Below are 16,180 nucleotides of genomic sequence, written 5' to 3'. Positions count from 1 at the left end.
ACTCACGGGGCCAATGTAGCCCAATATCAGTGACTCTCACCACAACATCCCCTGCTGTGTCAGGGAAACACCGGAACCGGCCGCTGGCTTTGGGCGGACTTGGTCGGGAAGGGAGGGCGAGATGAGCCGCACGTGGGACCGCCGTCGCACCGCCAAGCGCGGCCGGCTCGCGGCGGCGGCCGAGTGGGTCGACGGCAAGGTCGTCGACGCCGACCGGCTGGTGGAGGTGCTGACCGCGGTGCTGCGACCGGGCGACCGGGTGGTGCTGGAGGGCGACAACCAGAAGCAGGCGGACTTCCTGGCGCGCGGGCTCGCCGGGTGCACCTCGTTGTCCGGGCTGCACCTGCTGATCCCCTCGCTGTCGCGCCCCGAGCACCTGGACCTGTTCGAGTCGGGGATCGCCCGGCGGCTGGACCTGGCCTACGCGGGACCGCAGGCCGCCCGGCTGGCCAGGTCGGTCGCCGACGGGACCGTGGTGATCGGGGCCGTCCACACCTACGTGGAGCTGTACGCCCGGATGTTCACCGACCTCACCCCGGACGTGGCCCTGCTGTGCGCGGTCGCCGCCGACCGGGACGGCAACCTCTACACCGGACCGAACACGGAGGAAACGCCCACCCTCGCCGAGGCGACGGCGTTCCGCGACGGCGTGGTGGTCGTGCAGGCGGACCGGGTGGTGGACGAGTTGCCCAGGGTGGACATCCCCGGCGACTGGGTCGACCTGGTGGTGCCCGCCGACCGCCCGGCCGCGCTCGAACCGCTGTTCACCCGCGACCCGCGCCGGATCGGCGACGTGCACGTGCTCAAGGCGATGCTCGCGCTGCGAGGCGTCTACGAGCGGCACGAGGTGGTGACGCTCAACCACGGGATCGGCCTGGACACCGCGGCGATCGAACTGATCCTGCCCACCTACGGGCAAACGTTGGGGCTCAAGGGCCGCATCGCCCGGCACTGGGCGCTCAACCCGCACCCCACGCTGATCCCCGCCATCGAGTCGGGCTGGGTCGAGTCGGTGCACAGCTTCGGGGGTGAACCCGGCATGGAGCGGTACACGGCGGCCCGCCCGGACGTGTTCTTCACCGGCCGCGACGGGTCCTTGCGGTCCAACCGGCTGCTGTGCCAGCTGGTCGGGCAGTACGCGGCCGACCTGTTCATCGGCTCGTCCCTCCAGATCGACCGGGACGGCAACTCCTCCACCGTCACCGGCGGCAGGCTGACCGGCTTCGGCGGCGCGCCGAACATGGGGCACGACCCGCGCGGGCGCAGGCACGCCTCCCCGGCCTGGCTCAGCCTCCTGCACGGCGAGGCACCGGCGTTGCGGGGGCGCAAACTCGTCGTGCAGATCGCGCAGACGTTCCGGGCCGGTGGCACGCCCACGTTCGTGGAGCGCCTGGACGCGGAGGAGGTCGGGCGGGCCGCCGCGATGCCCGTGCCACCGGTGATGATCTACGGCGACGACGTGACGCACGTGGTCACCGAAGAAGGCGTCGCGTACCTCTACAAGGCGCACTGCCTCGCCGACCGGCGGGCCGCGCTCGCCGCCGTGGCCGGGCTGACCCCGATCGGGGCAGGTGCGGCGGGCCGGGTGGAGGCGCTGCGGCGCGACGGGCTGGTCGCGTTCCCCGCCGACCTGGGGGTCGACGTCCGGCTGGCCGACCGGTCGTTGCTGGCCGCGCGCAGCATCGGCGACCTGGTCGAGTGGTCCGGCGGGCTCTACGACCCGCCCGCCCGGTTCCGGGACCGGTGATGCGGGATCCGGAGTGGATCGCCGACGCCGCCGTGGCGGCGTTGCGGGCGGAAGCCGAGCTGACCCCGAAACCCGGCCTGGTCGACCGCCGGGGCTCCGGGGCGCACGCGGACATGGACCTGGCGACGCTGCTGGCCTCCGCCGAGGCCCTGCGCGCGACGTTCGAGGAGTGCGCGGTGGCGGGCCGGGAACTGCCGCCGGGCCTCGGGTTGCGGGCGCGGCTCGGGGCGGTCGGCCGCGCCGGGGAGTCGCGCATGGCCGACGTGACCGGCGGCGTGAACACCCATCGGGGCGCGATCTGGGCGTTGGGCCTGCTGGCCGCCGGGGTGGCGGCGGACGTGACCCACGGGCCGACGTGGTTCGCCGCACGCCTGGCGCGCCTGCCCGACGTCGGGCTGCCGCAGCAGGCGCATCGGTCCCACGGCGCGCTCGCCCGTGCCCGGTACGGCGTTGCCGGGGCCACGGGCGAGGCGTGCGCGGGCTTCCCGCACGTCACCACCATTGCGCTGCCGGTGCTGCGGCGTGGCGTGGGGGAGACCGCGCGGCTGGACGCGTTGATCGCCGTGATGGCCGTCCTGCCGGACACCTGCCTGCTGCACCGCGGCGGCGCGGCCGGGCTGGCCGCCGTGCAGCGGGCCGCCGGCGACGTGCTGGCCGCCGGCGGCTGCGGCACACCCGAGGGCCGGCGGCGACTGGACCGGCTCGACCGCATCACCGCGCGGCGGGGCCTCTCGCCGGGCGGCAGCGCCGACCTGCTCGCCGCCGCGCTGTTCCTCGACACGTTCGAACCGGGAAGGACACCCATGCAGACCTTGAACTTCCGCTTCCCGGCCGACCGGGTCCCGGACCGGCGGGCGCACGTCGGCGTCGTGGCGTCCGGCGACCTGGAAGTCCTGCTGGACCGGCCCGGGTCCGACGACCACGCCGAGGTCCGGGTCCGCACCTCGATCGACGGCACCGCCGATCTCTGGCACGCGGTGCTGACCCGGTTCTTCGCCGACACCCCGTTGCTCGGCCGCTGGGAGATCAACGACTCCGGCGCCACGCCGGGCGTGGTCGCGCTCAGGCTGCGGCAGGTCGCCGACGCGGCGGTGTCGGGGTGACCGGGACCCGGGACTTCGCGGAGCTGCCCGCACGGGCTCGGGTCGAAGCGCTGCTCGACCCCGGCACGGCCCGCGTGCTGTGCGGTCCGTTCGACCGGCAGGAGTCGCGGTGGCTGGTGCGGCAGGGGATCGTGCCGCAGGCCGACGACGGCGTGGTGGTCGCCCGTGGCGCGCTCGACGGGCAAGCCGTCGTGGTCGCCGCCGTCGAACAGGGCTTTCTCGGCGGCGCACTGGGCGAGGTGTCCGGCGCGAAGATCCACCAGGCGCTGCACCTGGCCGCCGGGGACTGCCGGGCCGGGCGGCCGACCGCCGCCGTGCTCCTGCTGGAAAGCGGGGGAGTCCGACTCCAGGAGGCCACCCTGGGGCTCGCGGCGGTCGCCGACATCTGTTCGGCCCTGCTGGACCTGCGGGCGCTGGCACCGGTGGTGGGCGTGGTGGCGGGCGACGTCGGCGCGTTCGGCGGTGCCGGGATCATCGCCGGCCTGTGCGGCCACCTGGTCGTCACGCCCCAGGCGCGGGTCGGCCTCAACGGGCCCGCCGTCATCGAGCAGGAAGCCGGCGTCACCGAGTTCGACGCCGCAGACCGAGCACTGGTCTGGCAGGTCATGGGCGGCACCGGCCGGCACGCGGCAGGGCTCGCCGACACCCTGGTCCCGGCCGGCGCGCTCCGGGACGCGGTGCGTGCCGCACTCCGCGCCGACCACACCGACCCGCGCAGCCGCCGCATCACGCGGACCGAAGCGCCGGCGGTCGGGGAGGAGAGGCCGGCGGTCGACAGCCGGGGACGGACCTGGCTCACCGCGCTGGCGTCGCGGACCCACGCGGTCGTCCCGTCCGTCCTGCGCGGCGACGCGGACGGCGTGGCCTACCTGGCGGTCGTGCCCGACCCCGGGAACCCGTTCCCCCGCGCGCGTCGAGGAGAGGTCGGCCTGGCGGAGTGCTCGGCGCTGGCCGCCACCGTCCGCCAGGTGATGGCCGACGACGCCGGCGCGGCGCGCAAGCGAGCGATCATCGCCGTGGTCGACACGCCGGGACAGGCGTACGGCCTGGCCGAGGAGACGGCCGGGCTGCACCAGGCCATCGCCTCGGTGATCGACGCCTACCACGGGGCAAGGGTGGCCGGTCACCCGGTGATCGCCCTGGTGGTCGGGGCGGCGATGTCCGGTGGGTTCCTGGCCCACGGCCTCCAGGCGACGAAGATCCTGGCGCTCGACGACCCCGGCGTCCACGTGCACGCCATGGGCACCGACGCGGCGGCCCGCATCACCGCCCGGACCACCGGGCAGCTCGACGAGCTGGCGCGCACGGTGCCGCCGCTGAGCCACCGGATCCGCGACTGGGCCGAACTGGGGTTCACCGACGCCCTGCTGACCGCGGAGAACCCCGACCGCCCCACCCCGGCCGACCTCGGCGCAGTGCGGGAGGCGCTGGCCGACGCCGTGCGGCGGGCGCGCCTGGACCCGGCACGCCTGCCGTCACCGCCGTCGAAACGAGTTCGTGAGCTGATGGAACGCCAGTGGAACTGAGGCCGCACGACCTGGTGCGGCTGGCGCTCCCGGCGCTCCCGGCAGGCACGCCACACTGGGCAAGTGCCGCCTTGGCCGTGATGCCTTGGGCGGTGGTGCGCCGAGAAATGTCCACTGTGGACGAAGTTCCGATCGGCGTCCGGGGGTGGCGTCGGTCGCAGCGCCTCGCCACGCGGATCCCCGCCACCACCGTCGTCTCGGTCCGCCGCCCGGAGGACCTCGTCACGCGTGTCGGTGACTTGCCTGAGCTGCCCGCGATCCGGACCCTGCGCGCCGTCCGGGCGATTTTGGGCGGCCGCGAGCTGTCCTGGGGGCCGACCGGGAGCGTGGGGTACCACCTGGCTACCCGTGCCGATGTGGTTACCACGTCCAGCGACCTGGACATCGTCATTCACCTGCCGCTGCTGCCTGACCGGCGTTCGCTGGTCGCGTTGCACGACGACTTCCGTGCCCTGCCCGCCGTCGTCGACTGTCAGATCGCCCTGCCCGCCGGAGGACTGTCGTTGGCCGAGTTGGTCGGCTCTCGTGACCAGGCCATGCTCCGCAGCGACACCGGCCCCCGGCTGGTGACACTGCCCTGGACCCTCCAGAGCCGCGCACGGCACTTGAGCCCGCCCTGACGTAGGTGACGTAGTGCCCCCTGACAATCGCACCACGCCCTGCGGTGAGCCTGTTCGTCACCAGCGAAGGGCTCGGCCACCCTGCGGTCGGCACCACCGTCCGCAAGACCGCCGACGGCGTGCCGGAGGACCCCGCAGCCGGCTGATCCGGATCGCGTACCGGAAGGTGGTCGACCTGCTCCGCTCCGACCAGGTCCGGCGTCGCGAACGGACCGCCGGGATGGCCGAACTCGTCCTGCGCGAGCCCTCCCGCCAGGGCGACCCGCCGCCGGACACCGACGACAGCCCCACTCTCCTGCTGCTGTGCTGCCACCCGGCGCTGAGCACCACCTCCCCGGTGGCGCTCACCCTGCGGGCGGTGGGCGGCTTGAAGACCGGCGAGATCGCGCACGGGACGACCGAGGCCACGACGGGCACCCGGATCAGCCGCGCCAAGCAGCAACTGGCCCGCGCGGGCGCGCGCTTCACCCCGCCGACCGACGCCGACCGGGACAGCCTGGTGGCCGCCGTGGCGCAGGTGCTCTACCTGATCTTCAACGAGGGCTGCACGGCGACCGCCGGCGACGAACCGGCCCGGGTCGACCTGACCCGAGAGGCCATCCGGCTCACCCGCGTGCCGCACGACAACCTGCCCAAGCACGCCGAGGTGACCGGCCTGCTCGCGCTGATGCTGCTCACCGGATCGCGGCGGGCCGCGCGCCGGCCGTGACCGCGAGCTGGTGTCACTGGACGATCAGGACCGCTGCCGGTGGGACGCCGACCTCATCCGCGAGGGCACCGATCTGGTCGACGGGGTCTGGGGCCGGCGCGAGGTCGGCCCGTACCAGCTCCAGGCGGCGATCGCGGCCGTGCACGCCGTCGCCGTGACACCGGAGACCGACCGGGTGCAGATCGCGGTGCTGTACCTGTGGCTGGAGAAGGTGAACCCCACCGGTCCGGTGCGGTTGGGCCGGGTGGTGGCCGTGGCGCGCGCGTACGGACCGGCCAGGGGGCTCGCCCTCCTCGACGACCTCGACCGGCGCTACCGACTCGACGGGGAACGCCTGACGCGCCAACGGGAACGCGCCGTGCGCGCCCACCTGCTCGACCTGTCCGGCGACGCGCTCGCGGCGGCGGGCCCGCACCGGCAGGCGGCGGCGTTGACCGACAACCTCGTCGAAGGGACCTACCTGCTCGACAAAACAGGAGGCTCGGCCACCACGTCGGCTGAGACTCCAGCCTTCGCCGATGAAGGTGTTGCCGATCCTGTCGGAAGCCGTTCACGCACAGGGGGTCCTGTCACCGATGGTGAGCACGGTGGTCTGCGCGGTCCTGGCCGGGGCGTCGTCCTTCGCGGCGATCAGCGACTGGCTGCACGATCTCGACGGCCCTGCCCGTTACCCGGTTCGGTTTCGATCGCATCCCTTCCAGCGCAACGATGTAGCGGCTGTTCACGTCAATCGCCGTGGACGGCAGAACCCTGCGCGGCGCCCGCCTCGACAACGGCTTCTCGACGCTGTCCGCAGGGTCGTGGGCTCCTGGATCGTGTGGTGTTCGTCGCCGACGCCCTGCACTCCCAAGCCGGCCACGCCCGGCAGATCGCCGCCCACGGCACCCATCTGATGACCGCGGCGAAGGGCAACCAGCCGACGCGGTCCGCCCAGTTCAAATCCTTGCCCTGGCCCGACAACGCCGTCGGGGACCGCACCCGCGACCGTGGCCACGGACGCCGCGAGATCACGTCGTGGCCGGTCGAGTCGCACGCACCTTCCGGTGATCCTCATACCGTAAGGCACACGCCATCGGATGCGAATTGAGCGTGTTCGGACGCCCGAAGCGCTCTCAACACCCTGCCCCACCACCGCGAGCCGTTGGATCTTCCCGTCGCCGCGGGTAACGGCCCGGCGAGGCGGGCGCGATCGTCGGGGCAGCGCGTTCGACCTCGGGTATGCCGACGGACGAAGTGCGCCACGAAGCCCATTATCGGCTGTTGCCCACACCCCGGTGCGGCTGTCAACCGCCATCCGTAGATTTGCGGTGCTGGAATTCGGCGGATGCCGGTACAGGTCGCCGCGAATAGTTTGGCAAACTGGTAAGGGCCGTGTATATCTCGAATAAGAAGTCACGGGATCGGCGATGGAATGGTCGCGTGGAATGGGGGCGGCGCCTTGGTTGCGTCAGAAGTCGCGAAGGTGATCGAGACCTTCGCGTCCGGGTGGAACGATCACGACATAGTCAGGCATTTCTCGGTGTTCGCCGAGGATGCGGATTTCGTCGACGTCGTCGGGCGGCGACTGCGCGGTCGGGAAGCGATGTTCGCGGACCAGTCGGCCCGCCATGCGCAACGGTTCGCCGAAAGTTCGGTGCGGACTCTCGACCTGGACGTCCGATTGCTCCGAGAGGACGTCGCAGTGGCGCACTACAGCTGGGAGATGATCGGCGCCCGCGGGCCCGACGGGGCGGCAGCCGGCACCCGCCGCGGGATCTTCACGTTCGTCCTGTGCCGTGACGCCGGGCATTGGCTGGTGGTCACGGCGCACAATACCGAGTCCGTCGTCTGACGACGGCTTCTCGATCTGGGGGAACAGTGCGCGAATTTCACGTGATCACTCACCCGATGTCCGATAGGCGCGAAACGGTGCCATTGTCGCGGTTGTCGCCCGAGGTCGCACAGGCGGCGCAGCCGGTACTGGGCGCCCGCCCGCTGGAGGTCCCGCTGCTGGTCCTGGAGAGCGCTCGGCGCTCGGAGGGTGTGCTCGCGCTGGCACCGCCCGGCGGTGTCCTGCCCGACTACGACACCCTGGGGCCGCTGGCGGCGACCGCGTCGCTCGTCTCGACCGAGACGGGATTCCTCCAGGCCAGCCCGCCGGTGTTCCGGTTCGAGGGGCCGCTGGGCCGGGTCGTGGACATGTGCCGCGAGGCGGGCGCCGAGATCGTGCGACACGACCAGGCCGAGTTCCGGTCCTGGTTCAAGGCCGAGGTCGGGCAGTTCCCACCGGTGGACGTGCTGTGGCAGTACGCGCAGCCGCTGCCCCCGGGCAAACTCGAAGCGCTGCTGGTCCCGTTGATCTACCTCAACCACATGTGGCGGCAGGGCAATCCGGAGGACGCGCCGGCGGTCGGGGCCAGCGCCATGCCCGAGCCGTTGCACGAGTTGCTGGTGCTCGTCACCGACAAGGTCGGCGCGATCCCGAGGTTCAGCCAGATCGTGATGACGATGATGGCCTGGCAGCTCGACGACGCGGCCGAGGACGAACCGGTCACCTACCGGGACCTGGTGTCGCTGGATCGGATGCGCCACCCGTTCTGGCTCAACGACGGCAACCAGAGCGAACTGGACCTGTACCGGTCGTTCTTCGCCGTGGAGGCGTTCGGCGCGCCGTTGTACGCATGGGGCGCCTACGCGCTGGAGTGCGCGGCGATCGACGACCGGGCCGGCGGCACGCTCGCGTTGACCATGGTCCGCGCCACGCTGCGCAACGTCTACACGTACACCAAGATGTTGATCCCGCGCATTGACGCGCACCAGTTCCGCCGATTGCAGCTCACGTTCGGCTGGGTCGGCGACGAGGTGAATGGCGTCGCGTCCGGCTACCAACTGCCATTCATGCTGATGCTCGACGCGCTGTTCCACGTGAACTACCGGCACGAGGGCGTCGTCGCCGCGCGTGCGAACAACCTGCGATTCGTGCCCGAGCACTGGAAGAGCTATTTCCGCATGATCTACAACCGGCAGCCCGCGGTGAAGACCTGGGTCACCGCGAGTGGCGATGCGGAGCTGGGCGCCGCCTACCTCGGCTGCGTCGAACTCTTCGGCCTCTTCCGGAAGATGCACCAGCACCTGGGCGGCCAGGTCATCAAGGGCGGCACGACCACCGGCCGCATCTTCGCCGACGAGCAGGACAACTACGGGAAATTCATGGCGGAGATGGGCGCGCTCGTCGCGGACACGAACGCGACCGGCGACCTGGCCGAGCCCGTGCTGCCGGACAGCCCAGCCGCCGCGGCCAGTCGCGGCGACCGGCGATGACCGAGGTGACCATCGCCGGTGTGCCTTTCGAGGTCCCGGCGGGCACCACTCTGCAACAGTTGTGCGACACCCACCCGACCCCCGTCGTATTCGGCTGCCGTGCCGCGCAATGCGGTGCTTGCGTCATCCGCGTGACATCGGGTGGAGAACACCTGAGCCCGCCCCGTGACGACGAACTGGACGTCCTCGACGTGCTCGGCGTGGATTCCGACCACCGCTTGGCCTGCCAATGCACCGTGTTCGGTGACGTCTGTCTGGAAGTCGCGGAATAGCGCGACCGCTCCCCGTGTACCGGAGGAATTTCCATGACCCCGCGCAACCCCGACCGCGTCGTCATCGTCGGCGGTGGTACGGCCGGTTGGATGACCGCGTCCTACCTCAAAGCCGCGTTCGGCGAACGCATCACCGTCACTCTCGTGGAGTCCGACGCGATCGGCACGATCGGCGTCGGCGAGGCGACCTTCAGCGACATCCGCCACTTCTTCCAGTTCCTGGGGCTCAAGGAAGAGGACTGGATGTCGGCGTGCAACGCGACCTACAAGCTCGCCGTCCGGTTCGAGGACTGGCGGCGTCCGGGCCACCACTTCTACCACCCGTTCGAGCAGATCAAGTCGGTCGGCGGGTTCCCCCTGACCGACTGGTGGCTGCAACACGGCCCCACCGACCGGTTCGACAAGGACTGCTTCGTCATCGCCTCGCTGTGCGACGCGGGGCGCAGCCCACGTCGGCTGGACGGGACGCTGTTCGAGGAGGAGCAGTACTCCGACGCTGAGAGCGCTGCCTCGGTCACGATGTCCGAGCACCAAGGCCGCACGCAGTTCCCCTACGCGTACCACTTCGAGGCGGCGTTGCTGGCGAAGTACCTCACCCGCTACTCCGTCGAGCGCGGCGTGCGGCACGTGGTGGACCAGGTGGTGGACGTGCAACTGGACGCGCGTGGCTGGATCGACCACGTGGTGACCAAGGAGCACGGCACACTGGAGGGTGACCTGTTCATCGACTGCACGGGCTTCCGCGGGCTGCTGCTGAACAAGGCCCTGGGGGTCCCGTTCGAGTCCTATCAGGACACTTTGCCCAACGACAGTGCTGTTGCGCTGCAGGTGCCGTTGGACATGCAGGAGCGCGGCATCAGGCCGTGCACCACCGCGACGGCCCAGGAGGCGGGCTGGATCTGGACGATCCCGCTGTTCGGCCGAATCGGCACCGGCTACGTCTACGCAAGTGACTATTGCTCGCCGGAGGAGGCCGAACGCACCCTGCGCGCGTTCGTCGGGCCGGAGGCGGCCGATGTGGAGGCCAACCACATCCGGATGCGCATCGGTCGCAGCGCCGAGTCGTGGCGGGCCAACTGCGTGGCCATCGGGCTGTCCAGCGGGTTCGTCGAGCCGCTGGAGTCCACCGGGATCTTCTTCATCCACCACGCCATCGAGCAGTTGGTGAAGCACTTCCCGGCGGCGGACTGGCACCCCCGGCTGCGGGAGCGGTACAACGCGGCCGTGGCCAACGTCATGGACGGTGTGCGGGAGTTCCTCGTGCTGCACTACAAAGGCGCCGCGCGCAACGACACGCAGTACTGGCGGGACACCAAGACCCGGGCGATCCCGGACTCGTTGGCCGAGCGGATCGAGCAGTGGCAGGTGCAGCTGCCCGACAGCGAGAACGTGTTCCCGTACTATCACGGGCTACCGCCCTACTCGTACATGTGCATCCTGCTCGGCGCCGGTGCGATCCCGGTCCGGCCCTCGCCCGCCCTGGCGCTGGCCGACGACCGCGCCGCGCGGGCGGAGTTCGCCTCGATCCGGGCGACTGCGCAGCGGCTCGTGGACACCCTCCCGACCCAGCACGAGTACTTCTCCAGAATGCGCTGAGGCCGCCATGTCCGACGCGATGACAGCACTCGACCTGGCCGACGGGTTCCGGACGATGATGCGAGGATTCCCGACCGGCGTGGCGGTGGTCACGACGACCGATCACGATGGCAGGCCGCGGGGCATGACGTGTTCGTCGTTGTGCGCGGTCACCATGGAGCCCCCGACCCTGCTGGTCTGCCTGCGCGCTGCCAGCCCGACACTCGCAGCCGTCCGGCGGCACGGGGCGTTCGCGGTGAACCTGCTCGACGACGCGGCCGGGCCGGTCGCGGAACTGTTCGCCTCGGCCGCCGTGGACCGCTTCGACCGCATCGACTGGCGGCACGACGAGCGTGCGGCCGGACCACACCTGCACCGCGACACGCACGCGGTGGCGGACTGCCGCACCACGAGCACGGTCCCGACCGGCAGCCACGTCGTGGTGTTCGGTGAAGTCACTCGAATCACCCAATCCGACCGCGTTCCGCTCGTGTACGCCGACCGCGGCTACCGCCGATGGCCGGTCCCGCTGACACCCACACCCTTCCCGCGCAGCCCCACCGCGACCTGAGGTCACGTGCAGGGGCGGCAAGCACGTGGCGTTCCGCAAGCCCGGGACGGGTTCGAGGGTCCGGTGCTTGGCTGTGGCGTCCGTAGTCGGCGGTGACGTGGAGCGTCTGTGGGGGCAGGAGGATGCGGTGGCGGAGGGTGTCGAGTCCTGCGCGTCCGTGCGTCTGTCCCGTGGGGGAGCGCTCAACCCGGAGGTTGTCCGCAGTCGCCGCCCGAGCGCGGCCACTGCGGACTGCTCTGGCAACACCGCACACGCCGGCGGGAAGGCCGCGTCCCGGCACCAGACCGTTGGTGCCGGGACGCGGCGAGGGTGGGCGGGGGCTTGCTGGTATTGATCGGCGCGCGTGCGCGCTGCCCTTGCCCGGCGCGCACCGTCCCGGTCGGCGTGTGAGCGCGGGTCACAAGGCAGCGAGCAGGTACTTGATCCTGGGCGCGAAGCAGTCGCTGCTCTCGCGGGTCGCGGTGTAGGTGAAGCCGGCGGGGACGGTGCACGCCCACAGGCCGGTTTCGGGCAGCCGGATGTAGAACAGCGGTTCGCACCAGATGTCGGCGCGCACCGTGATGTAGGTGTATCCGGCCGGCACGCTGCCGCACGACCACCGCCCCTGGTCCGCCGTAGCGGGCGTGGCCGCCACGGCGAGCGAGAACACCGCCGACAACAAGACTCCGAGCACTCGTCCGATCCGCACGACTCCGCCTTCCGCCGCTGTGGTGGACCCGTCGCGGGCCCGCTACAGCACAGCAGGTGGGTCGACGCCCGACCATCAGCCGATTGGTTCAACCAATCCGCAATCCCGTAGCCCGAAACCCGACATGGCACCTCGACCGGTCCCGACGCCCGCCCCGTGACGGCGCGACGGACCCCTCGCCGACCAGCGGTCGTCAGGCGGGCACTCCCGGCTTGTGGTGTCGGACGTGGCCGACCCGCGAATGGCCCTCGACCCATTCCGGATCCGCACAAATCGGGGTCGACGGTGTTGAACCCGTTTGGCCCATGGCACAACAGGTGGTGGTCGGCGAACCCACCAGCCAAGCGCGGCGCGCACCAGGGCCGGCGGCATGGCGACCGGGTGTTCGGCACCGGACACGGTCGTGTCGCTCGATCGAGTGGAGCACCCCGAAATCCGTGTGTCGAAGTGGCGTCCCGGCACTCGACCGGATCTTCTCATCCGGTCAAGCGTTCGAGGATTGGTGGTCCAGGTGCAGATCGCGCACAGCCGGAGATGTCGATCCCGTCGGGACGACCGGAGGCGACGGCACCGGGCGGACCGGCCGTCCTGTGCGCCCGGCCGTTGCGCCGACGTCGGGGGCGGGCTGACGTGACGAACGACGAAGTGCACTTCCCGAACCCGGTCATCGCCGCCCAGGCCGCCGAGCTGCCGCTGGTCGCCGATCCCTTCGAAGGCCACACCATGCCCGCCGGGCAGGAGTTCCTCGGCGAGCACGGCCCCCTTTCCGCGGACGACGTCGTCGCGGAGGCGAAGCACTCGGGGAAGCCGGTCATCCTCAACATCGGCGACTCGTCCACGTCGGGCTGGGACAGCGACGTCGTCACCCGCAACAGGGAGTTGCGCGCCCGGAACGAGCCGCTGCTGTCCGCCTTCTTCCAGTACCGCACCTATTCCGACCTCCTGCGCGACGTGGTGGGCTCGGACTACCTCGTGGTCAACGCCGGCGTCCCCGCGCACACGGCGCTCCAGGGCGGTCGTCGGCTCAAGCGCCTGCTCGACCGGCTCCAGCGCGACGGCGTCGAGGTCCACTGGGTCACGGCCTACTACGGCAACAACGATTCCGTGTGGGACCTCAGCAGGCAGGACAAGGACTGGCTCGGCATCGACGTCGACTCGTTCGCCGACTCGACCGGTCACGCCGAGCAGGGCATCGCGGTCGTCACCAGGTCGCTGCCGGGCGACTACCGCGCGGCGCTGGGCCACATCGTCCGGACGTGCCGCGAGGCCGGTGCGGTCCCCGTCGTGATCGAGCCGGTCACGCCCCTGTACTGGGAACCGGCCACGCGGGTGCGCGGCGAGAACCTGGTCCACCACCGGCAGCCGACCGCGAGTCCCGCCTACCGCCTCCTCGACGAGGCGCGAGACCTGTGGTCGCTCGGGATGGGCGTGGAGGGGCGATCGGACCTGCGGATCGCCGTGCTCGCGGAGGCCCGGGAGAAGGACTTCGTGCTCCCCCGGATCAAGCGCCCCCACCTGGTGGCGCTGGCCGAGATCGTGGAAGCGCTGGAGGTCCCGACGGTCCGGGTCGACCTCGACCGCACCGAGGACGACTCGCGCTACTTCGTCGACTACTGCCACCCCGTCGGGGACGCCAACCGGATGATCGCGGACGAGATCGCCGCCATCGTGCGGGCCGGACGCCCCGAAGCCGGCACCGCGCGTGCGGCGGTCCCCGGCAGCGAGGAGCCGCCGAGGCTGGATCCGTTGCCGGTGGACCACTACACGCTCTACTGACTGCGGACGGAGGACGATCGTTGCGCGCTTCGACCTGGCAGCCGTACGCCTTCTCGCCGCCGGAGCTGGCTCCCGTGCGGAATCCGACGATCCTGGCGTTCTCGTGCTACTTCCACGACAGTTCCGCCTGCCTGGTCGAGAACGGCCGCCTGGTCGCCGCGGCCGACGAGGAGAGGTTCACCCGCAGCAAGCACGACCCCGGATTCCCCGAACACGCGATCCGGTACTGCCGCGACGCCGCGAGCGGCGAGGAGATCGACCTCGTCGTCTTCTACGAGGACCCGGCCGCCAAGTGGGAGAGGATCCAGGACACCCTCCGGCGCAGGCCGCCGAGCCCCGCGACCGCCGAGCGGATCCGGCAGGTGTGGCGCGAGGTCAAGTCGAGGGACCGGATCCAGGCCGAGTTCACCCGCAGGACCGGCCTGCCCCACCGCGTCGTCTTCCTCGACCACCACGTCTGCCACGCGGCGAGCAGCTTCTTCGTCAGCGGCTTCGACCGCGCGGCCGTGGTCACCGTCGACGGGGTGGGGGAGCGGGTGACGACGTCGTACGGCACCGGTGCCGGCAGCACCCTGGTGATGCGGGAGTGCGTCGGCTTCCCGCACTCCATCGGTCTGCTCTACACCGCGTTGACAGTGTTCCTCGGCTTCCGTGCGAACGATCACGAGTACAAGGTCATGGGCCTCGCGCCGTACGGGGAGGTGGACCGGGCCCGCAACCCCTACTACACCAGGCTGCGGGACGCGTTCGCGCTCCACGAGGACGGCAGTTTCGCCCTGGACATGCGGTACTTCGGTCATGACGATTTCGAGTCGAAGGCGTACTCCGAGCAGATGGCGGGTCTCCTTCGCCTGCGCCCCAACGCCAAGGACGGCCCGATCACCGACGACCACGCGAACCTCGCCGCCGCGCTCCAGCTGTGCACCGAGGACCTCGTACTCAACCTCTTGGGCGCGGTGCGGGAGAAGACCGGCGAACGACGGCTCTGCTTCGCCGGCGGCGTCGCGCTCAACAGCGTCGTCAACGGCAAGATCCTCTCCCGCACCGGTTTCGAGGACGTGTTCATCCAGCCCTCCGCCGGCGACAGCGGAACGGTCGTCGGGGCCGCCAAGTACACCCAACACCTCGTGGACCCGGCCGCCCCGCGCGAACACGTGGTCCACTCGTCGTACGGTCCCGCGTACTCCTCCGACGCGATCCGCCGGTTCCTCGAATCGGGGGGAATCGCCCACAAGGAGTTCGCCACCGACGACGACCTCCTGGCCGAAGTCGCGGACCTCCTCGCCGGCGAGCACGTCGTCGGCTGGTTCCACGGCCGGATGGAGTGGGGCCCGCGCGCCCTCGGCAACCGCAGCATCCTGGCGAGCCCGTTGCGCGACGGCATGCGCGACGTCCTGAACCTCAAGGTGAAGCACCGCGAGCAGTTCCGCCCCTTCGCCCCGGTGGTGTGCGCGGACGACGCGGAGGAGTTCTTCGACTGCGACTCGCCCGTGCCGGAGCCGACCGACTACATGCTCATGGTCTACCCCGTGAAGCAGGAGCACCGCGCACGCATCCCCGCCGTCACCCACGTCGACGGAAGCGGCCGGCTGCAAACGGTGCGAGAACCCCAGAACCCGCTCTACTACCGCCTCATCAAGAAGTTCGGCGAACTCACCGGCGTCCCGGTCCTGGTGAACACCAGCTTCAACATCCGCGGCGAACCGATCGTCTGCACCCCCGAAGACGCCTACCGCTGCATGATGGGCACGGAGATCGACTACACCGTCCTGGGCCGCTTCCTGGTCAAACGCGACGACAACCTGCGCCATAGCTGGACACCGGAAGTCGTGGACTAGCACCACGACTCCGGTCGACGGTGTTCCGCGCTAGCACACTGCCCTGCAACGATTTGGCCGAGCCACCTTGGACGCGTTGGCCGCCTACCGCGCCGGAGGTGGAGTCGCACATCGCACGTGGGCGCCGGCCAGGACCAGCAGGTGCCCCACCGCAGCGGTGGACGACGGTGAACTCTCGGCGGGTTCGGCGATTAGGCGCTGGTGGAGATCATCGCCGCCGGACCGGCGCTGAACGTGGCCAGATCCTGCCCGCCGTCACCGGAAAGATCCACGGCGGGAGGCCGGTGACGTCACGGAACCGGCCGGACGTCGAGTGCGGAGTTCGCCGACGACCGGGTGACGAGCGGTGCGCCGCCTGGCAAAGCGCGAGAACATGCGTGCGGGCTCTCCGCCGTCCGACGGGCGGGTCGGGGTGCGGGGCAGTACGACAAAAGGCTGAAGCCGGCAACCGTGAA

General features: G+C 71.0%; 14 protein-coding genes. 13 read left to right on the top strand and 1 reads right to left on the bottom strand.

Annotation, left to right across the window (positions count from 1 at the left end; all coding sequences use genetic code 11):
- The first annotated feature begins 121 nt into the window (after positions 1 to 121).
- The 11 genes from mdcA (at position 122) to AC0HI0_RS17545 (ending at position 11,423) form a co-directional block, all read left to right on the top strand.
- Positions 122 to 1,747 (top strand): malonate decarboxylase subunit alpha, encoded by a 1,626-nt coding sequence (gene mdcA, locus AC0HI0_RS17595; RefSeq protein ID WP_480933454.1) that lies wholly within the window; start codon positions 122 to 124, stop codon positions 1,745 to 1,747.
- Positions 1,747 to 2,850: a triphosphoribosyl-dephospho-CoA synthase gene (locus AC0HI0_RS17590; protein WP_480933453.1), complete on the top strand. Its 1,104-nt coding sequence runs from the start codon at positions 1,747 to 1,749 to the stop codon at positions 2,848 to 2,850. The genes mdcA and AC0HI0_RS17590 overlap by 1 nt, the downstream gene beginning before the upstream one ends.
- The gene (mdcD, locus tag AC0HI0_RS17585; protein ID WP_480933452.1) at positions 2,847 to 4,376 is read left to right on the top strand and encodes a biotin-independent malonate decarboxylase subunit beta; all 1,530 of its coding nucleotides are present in this window, start codon (positions 2,847 to 2,849) and stop codon (positions 4,374 to 4,376) included. The genes AC0HI0_RS17590 and mdcD overlap by 4 nt, the downstream gene beginning before the upstream one ends.
- The gene (locus AC0HI0_RS17580; protein ID WP_480933451.1) at positions 4,367 to 4,996 is read left to right on the top strand and encodes a malonate decarboxylase holo-ACP synthase; all 630 of its coding nucleotides are present in this window, start codon (positions 4,367 to 4,369) and stop codon (positions 4,994 to 4,996) included. Before mdcD ends, AC0HI0_RS17580 begins: the two co-directional genes overlap by 10 nt.
- 166 nt (positions 4,997 to 5,162) lie before the next feature.
- Complete coding sequence (locus AC0HI0_RS17575; RefSeq protein WP_480933450.1) at positions 5,163 to 5,705, top strand: DUF6596 domain-containing protein; 543 nt, start codon at positions 5,163 to 5,165, stop codon at positions 5,703 to 5,705.
- Positions 5,706 to 5,715: 10 nt separating this feature from the next.
- The gene (locus AC0HI0_RS17570; protein ID WP_480933449.1) at positions 5,716 to 6,792 is read left to right on the top strand and encodes an RNA polymerase sigma factor; all 1,077 of its coding nucleotides are present in this window, start codon (positions 5,716 to 5,718) and stop codon (positions 6,790 to 6,792) included.
- Between the two features lie 324 nt (positions 6,793 to 7,116).
- Complete coding sequence (locus tag AC0HI0_RS17565) at positions 7,117 to 7,536, top strand: SgcJ/EcaC family oxidoreductase (protein ID WP_480933448.1); 420 nt, start codon at positions 7,117 to 7,119, stop codon at positions 7,534 to 7,536.
- 77 nt (positions 7,537 to 7,613) lie between these two features.
- The gene (locus AC0HI0_RS17560) at positions 7,614 to 9,005 is read left to right on the top strand and encodes a hypothetical protein (RefSeq protein ID WP_480933447.1); all 1,392 of its coding nucleotides are present in this window, start codon (positions 7,614 to 7,616) and stop codon (positions 9,003 to 9,005) included.
- Positions 9,002 to 9,277, top strand: a complete 276-nt coding sequence (locus AC0HI0_RS17555) for a 2Fe-2S iron-sulfur cluster-binding protein (RefSeq protein WP_480933446.1) — start codon at positions 9,002 to 9,004, stop codon at positions 9,275 to 9,277. The genes AC0HI0_RS17560 and AC0HI0_RS17555 overlap by 4 nt, the downstream gene beginning before the upstream one ends.
- 33 nt (positions 9,278 to 9,310) lie before the next feature.
- Positions 9,311 to 10,873: a tryptophan halogenase family protein gene (locus AC0HI0_RS17550; protein ID WP_480933445.1), complete on the top strand. Its 1,563-nt coding sequence runs from the start codon at positions 9,311 to 9,313 to the stop codon at positions 10,871 to 10,873.
- 19 nt (positions 10,874 to 10,892) lie between these two features.
- Complete coding sequence (locus AC0HI0_RS17545) at positions 10,893 to 11,423, top strand: flavin reductase family protein (protein WP_480933444.1); 531 nt, start codon at positions 10,893 to 10,895, stop codon at positions 11,421 to 11,423.
- 397 nt (positions 11,424 to 11,820) lie between these two features.
- Here the strand turns inward: AC0HI0_RS17545 and AC0HI0_RS17540 are convergent, their stop codons facing one another.
- Entirely contained in the window at positions 11,821 to 12,111 is a 291-nt protein-coding gene (locus AC0HI0_RS17540; RefSeq protein ID WP_480933443.1) for a hypothetical protein, read from the bottom strand.
- 630 nt (positions 12,112 to 12,741) lie between these two features.
- Here AC0HI0_RS17540 and AC0HI0_RS17535 point away from each other — a divergent pair.
- Together AC0HI0_RS17535 and AC0HI0_RS17530 are read left to right on the top strand one after the other, a co-directional pair.
- Entirely contained in the window at positions 12,742 to 13,887 is a 1,146-nt protein-coding gene (locus tag AC0HI0_RS17535) for a hypothetical protein (RefSeq protein WP_480933442.1), read from the top strand.
- Between the two features lie 20 nt (positions 13,888 to 13,907).
- The gene (locus AC0HI0_RS17530) at positions 13,908 to 15,725 is read left to right on the top strand and encodes a carbamoyltransferase family protein (RefSeq protein WP_480933441.1); all 1,818 of its coding nucleotides are present in this window, start codon (positions 13,908 to 13,910) and stop codon (positions 15,723 to 15,725) included.
- The last annotated feature ends 455 nt before the right edge of the window (positions 15,726 to 16,180 follow it).

It is taken from the genome of Saccharothrix sp. NBAS 001 (assembly GCF_056640475.1).
Note: the sequence above shows the minus strand (reverse complement) of the source record. Positions and strands in the feature narration are given on the sequence as shown.

What these genes read in the sequence shown, in the direction of transcription:
- AC0HI0_RS17555 (WP_480933446.1), top strand. Translation starts at nt 9,002, where the DNA reads ATGACCGAGGTGACCATCGCCGGTGTGCCTTTCGAGGTCCCGGCGGGC.
- mdcA (WP_480933454.1), top strand. Translation starts at nt 122, where the DNA reads ATGAGCCGCACGTGGGACCGCCGTCGCACCGCCAAGCGCGGCCGGCTC.
- AC0HI0_RS17590 (WP_480933453.1), top strand. Translation starts at nt 1,747, where the DNA reads ATGCGGGATCCGGAGTGGATCGCCGACGCCGCCGTGGCGGCGTTGCGG.
- AC0HI0_RS17550 (WP_480933445.1), top strand. Translation starts at nt 9,311, where the DNA reads ATGACCCCGCGCAACCCCGACCGCGTCGTCATCGTCGGCGGTGGTACG.
- AC0HI0_RS17545 (WP_480933444.1), top strand. Translation starts at nt 10,893, where the DNA reads ATGACAGCACTCGACCTGGCCGACGGGTTCCGGACGATGATGCGAGGA.
- AC0HI0_RS17565 (WP_480933448.1), top strand. Translation starts at nt 7,117, where the DNA reads ATGGTCGCGTGGAATGGGGGCGGCGCCTTGGTTGCGTCAGAAGTCGCG.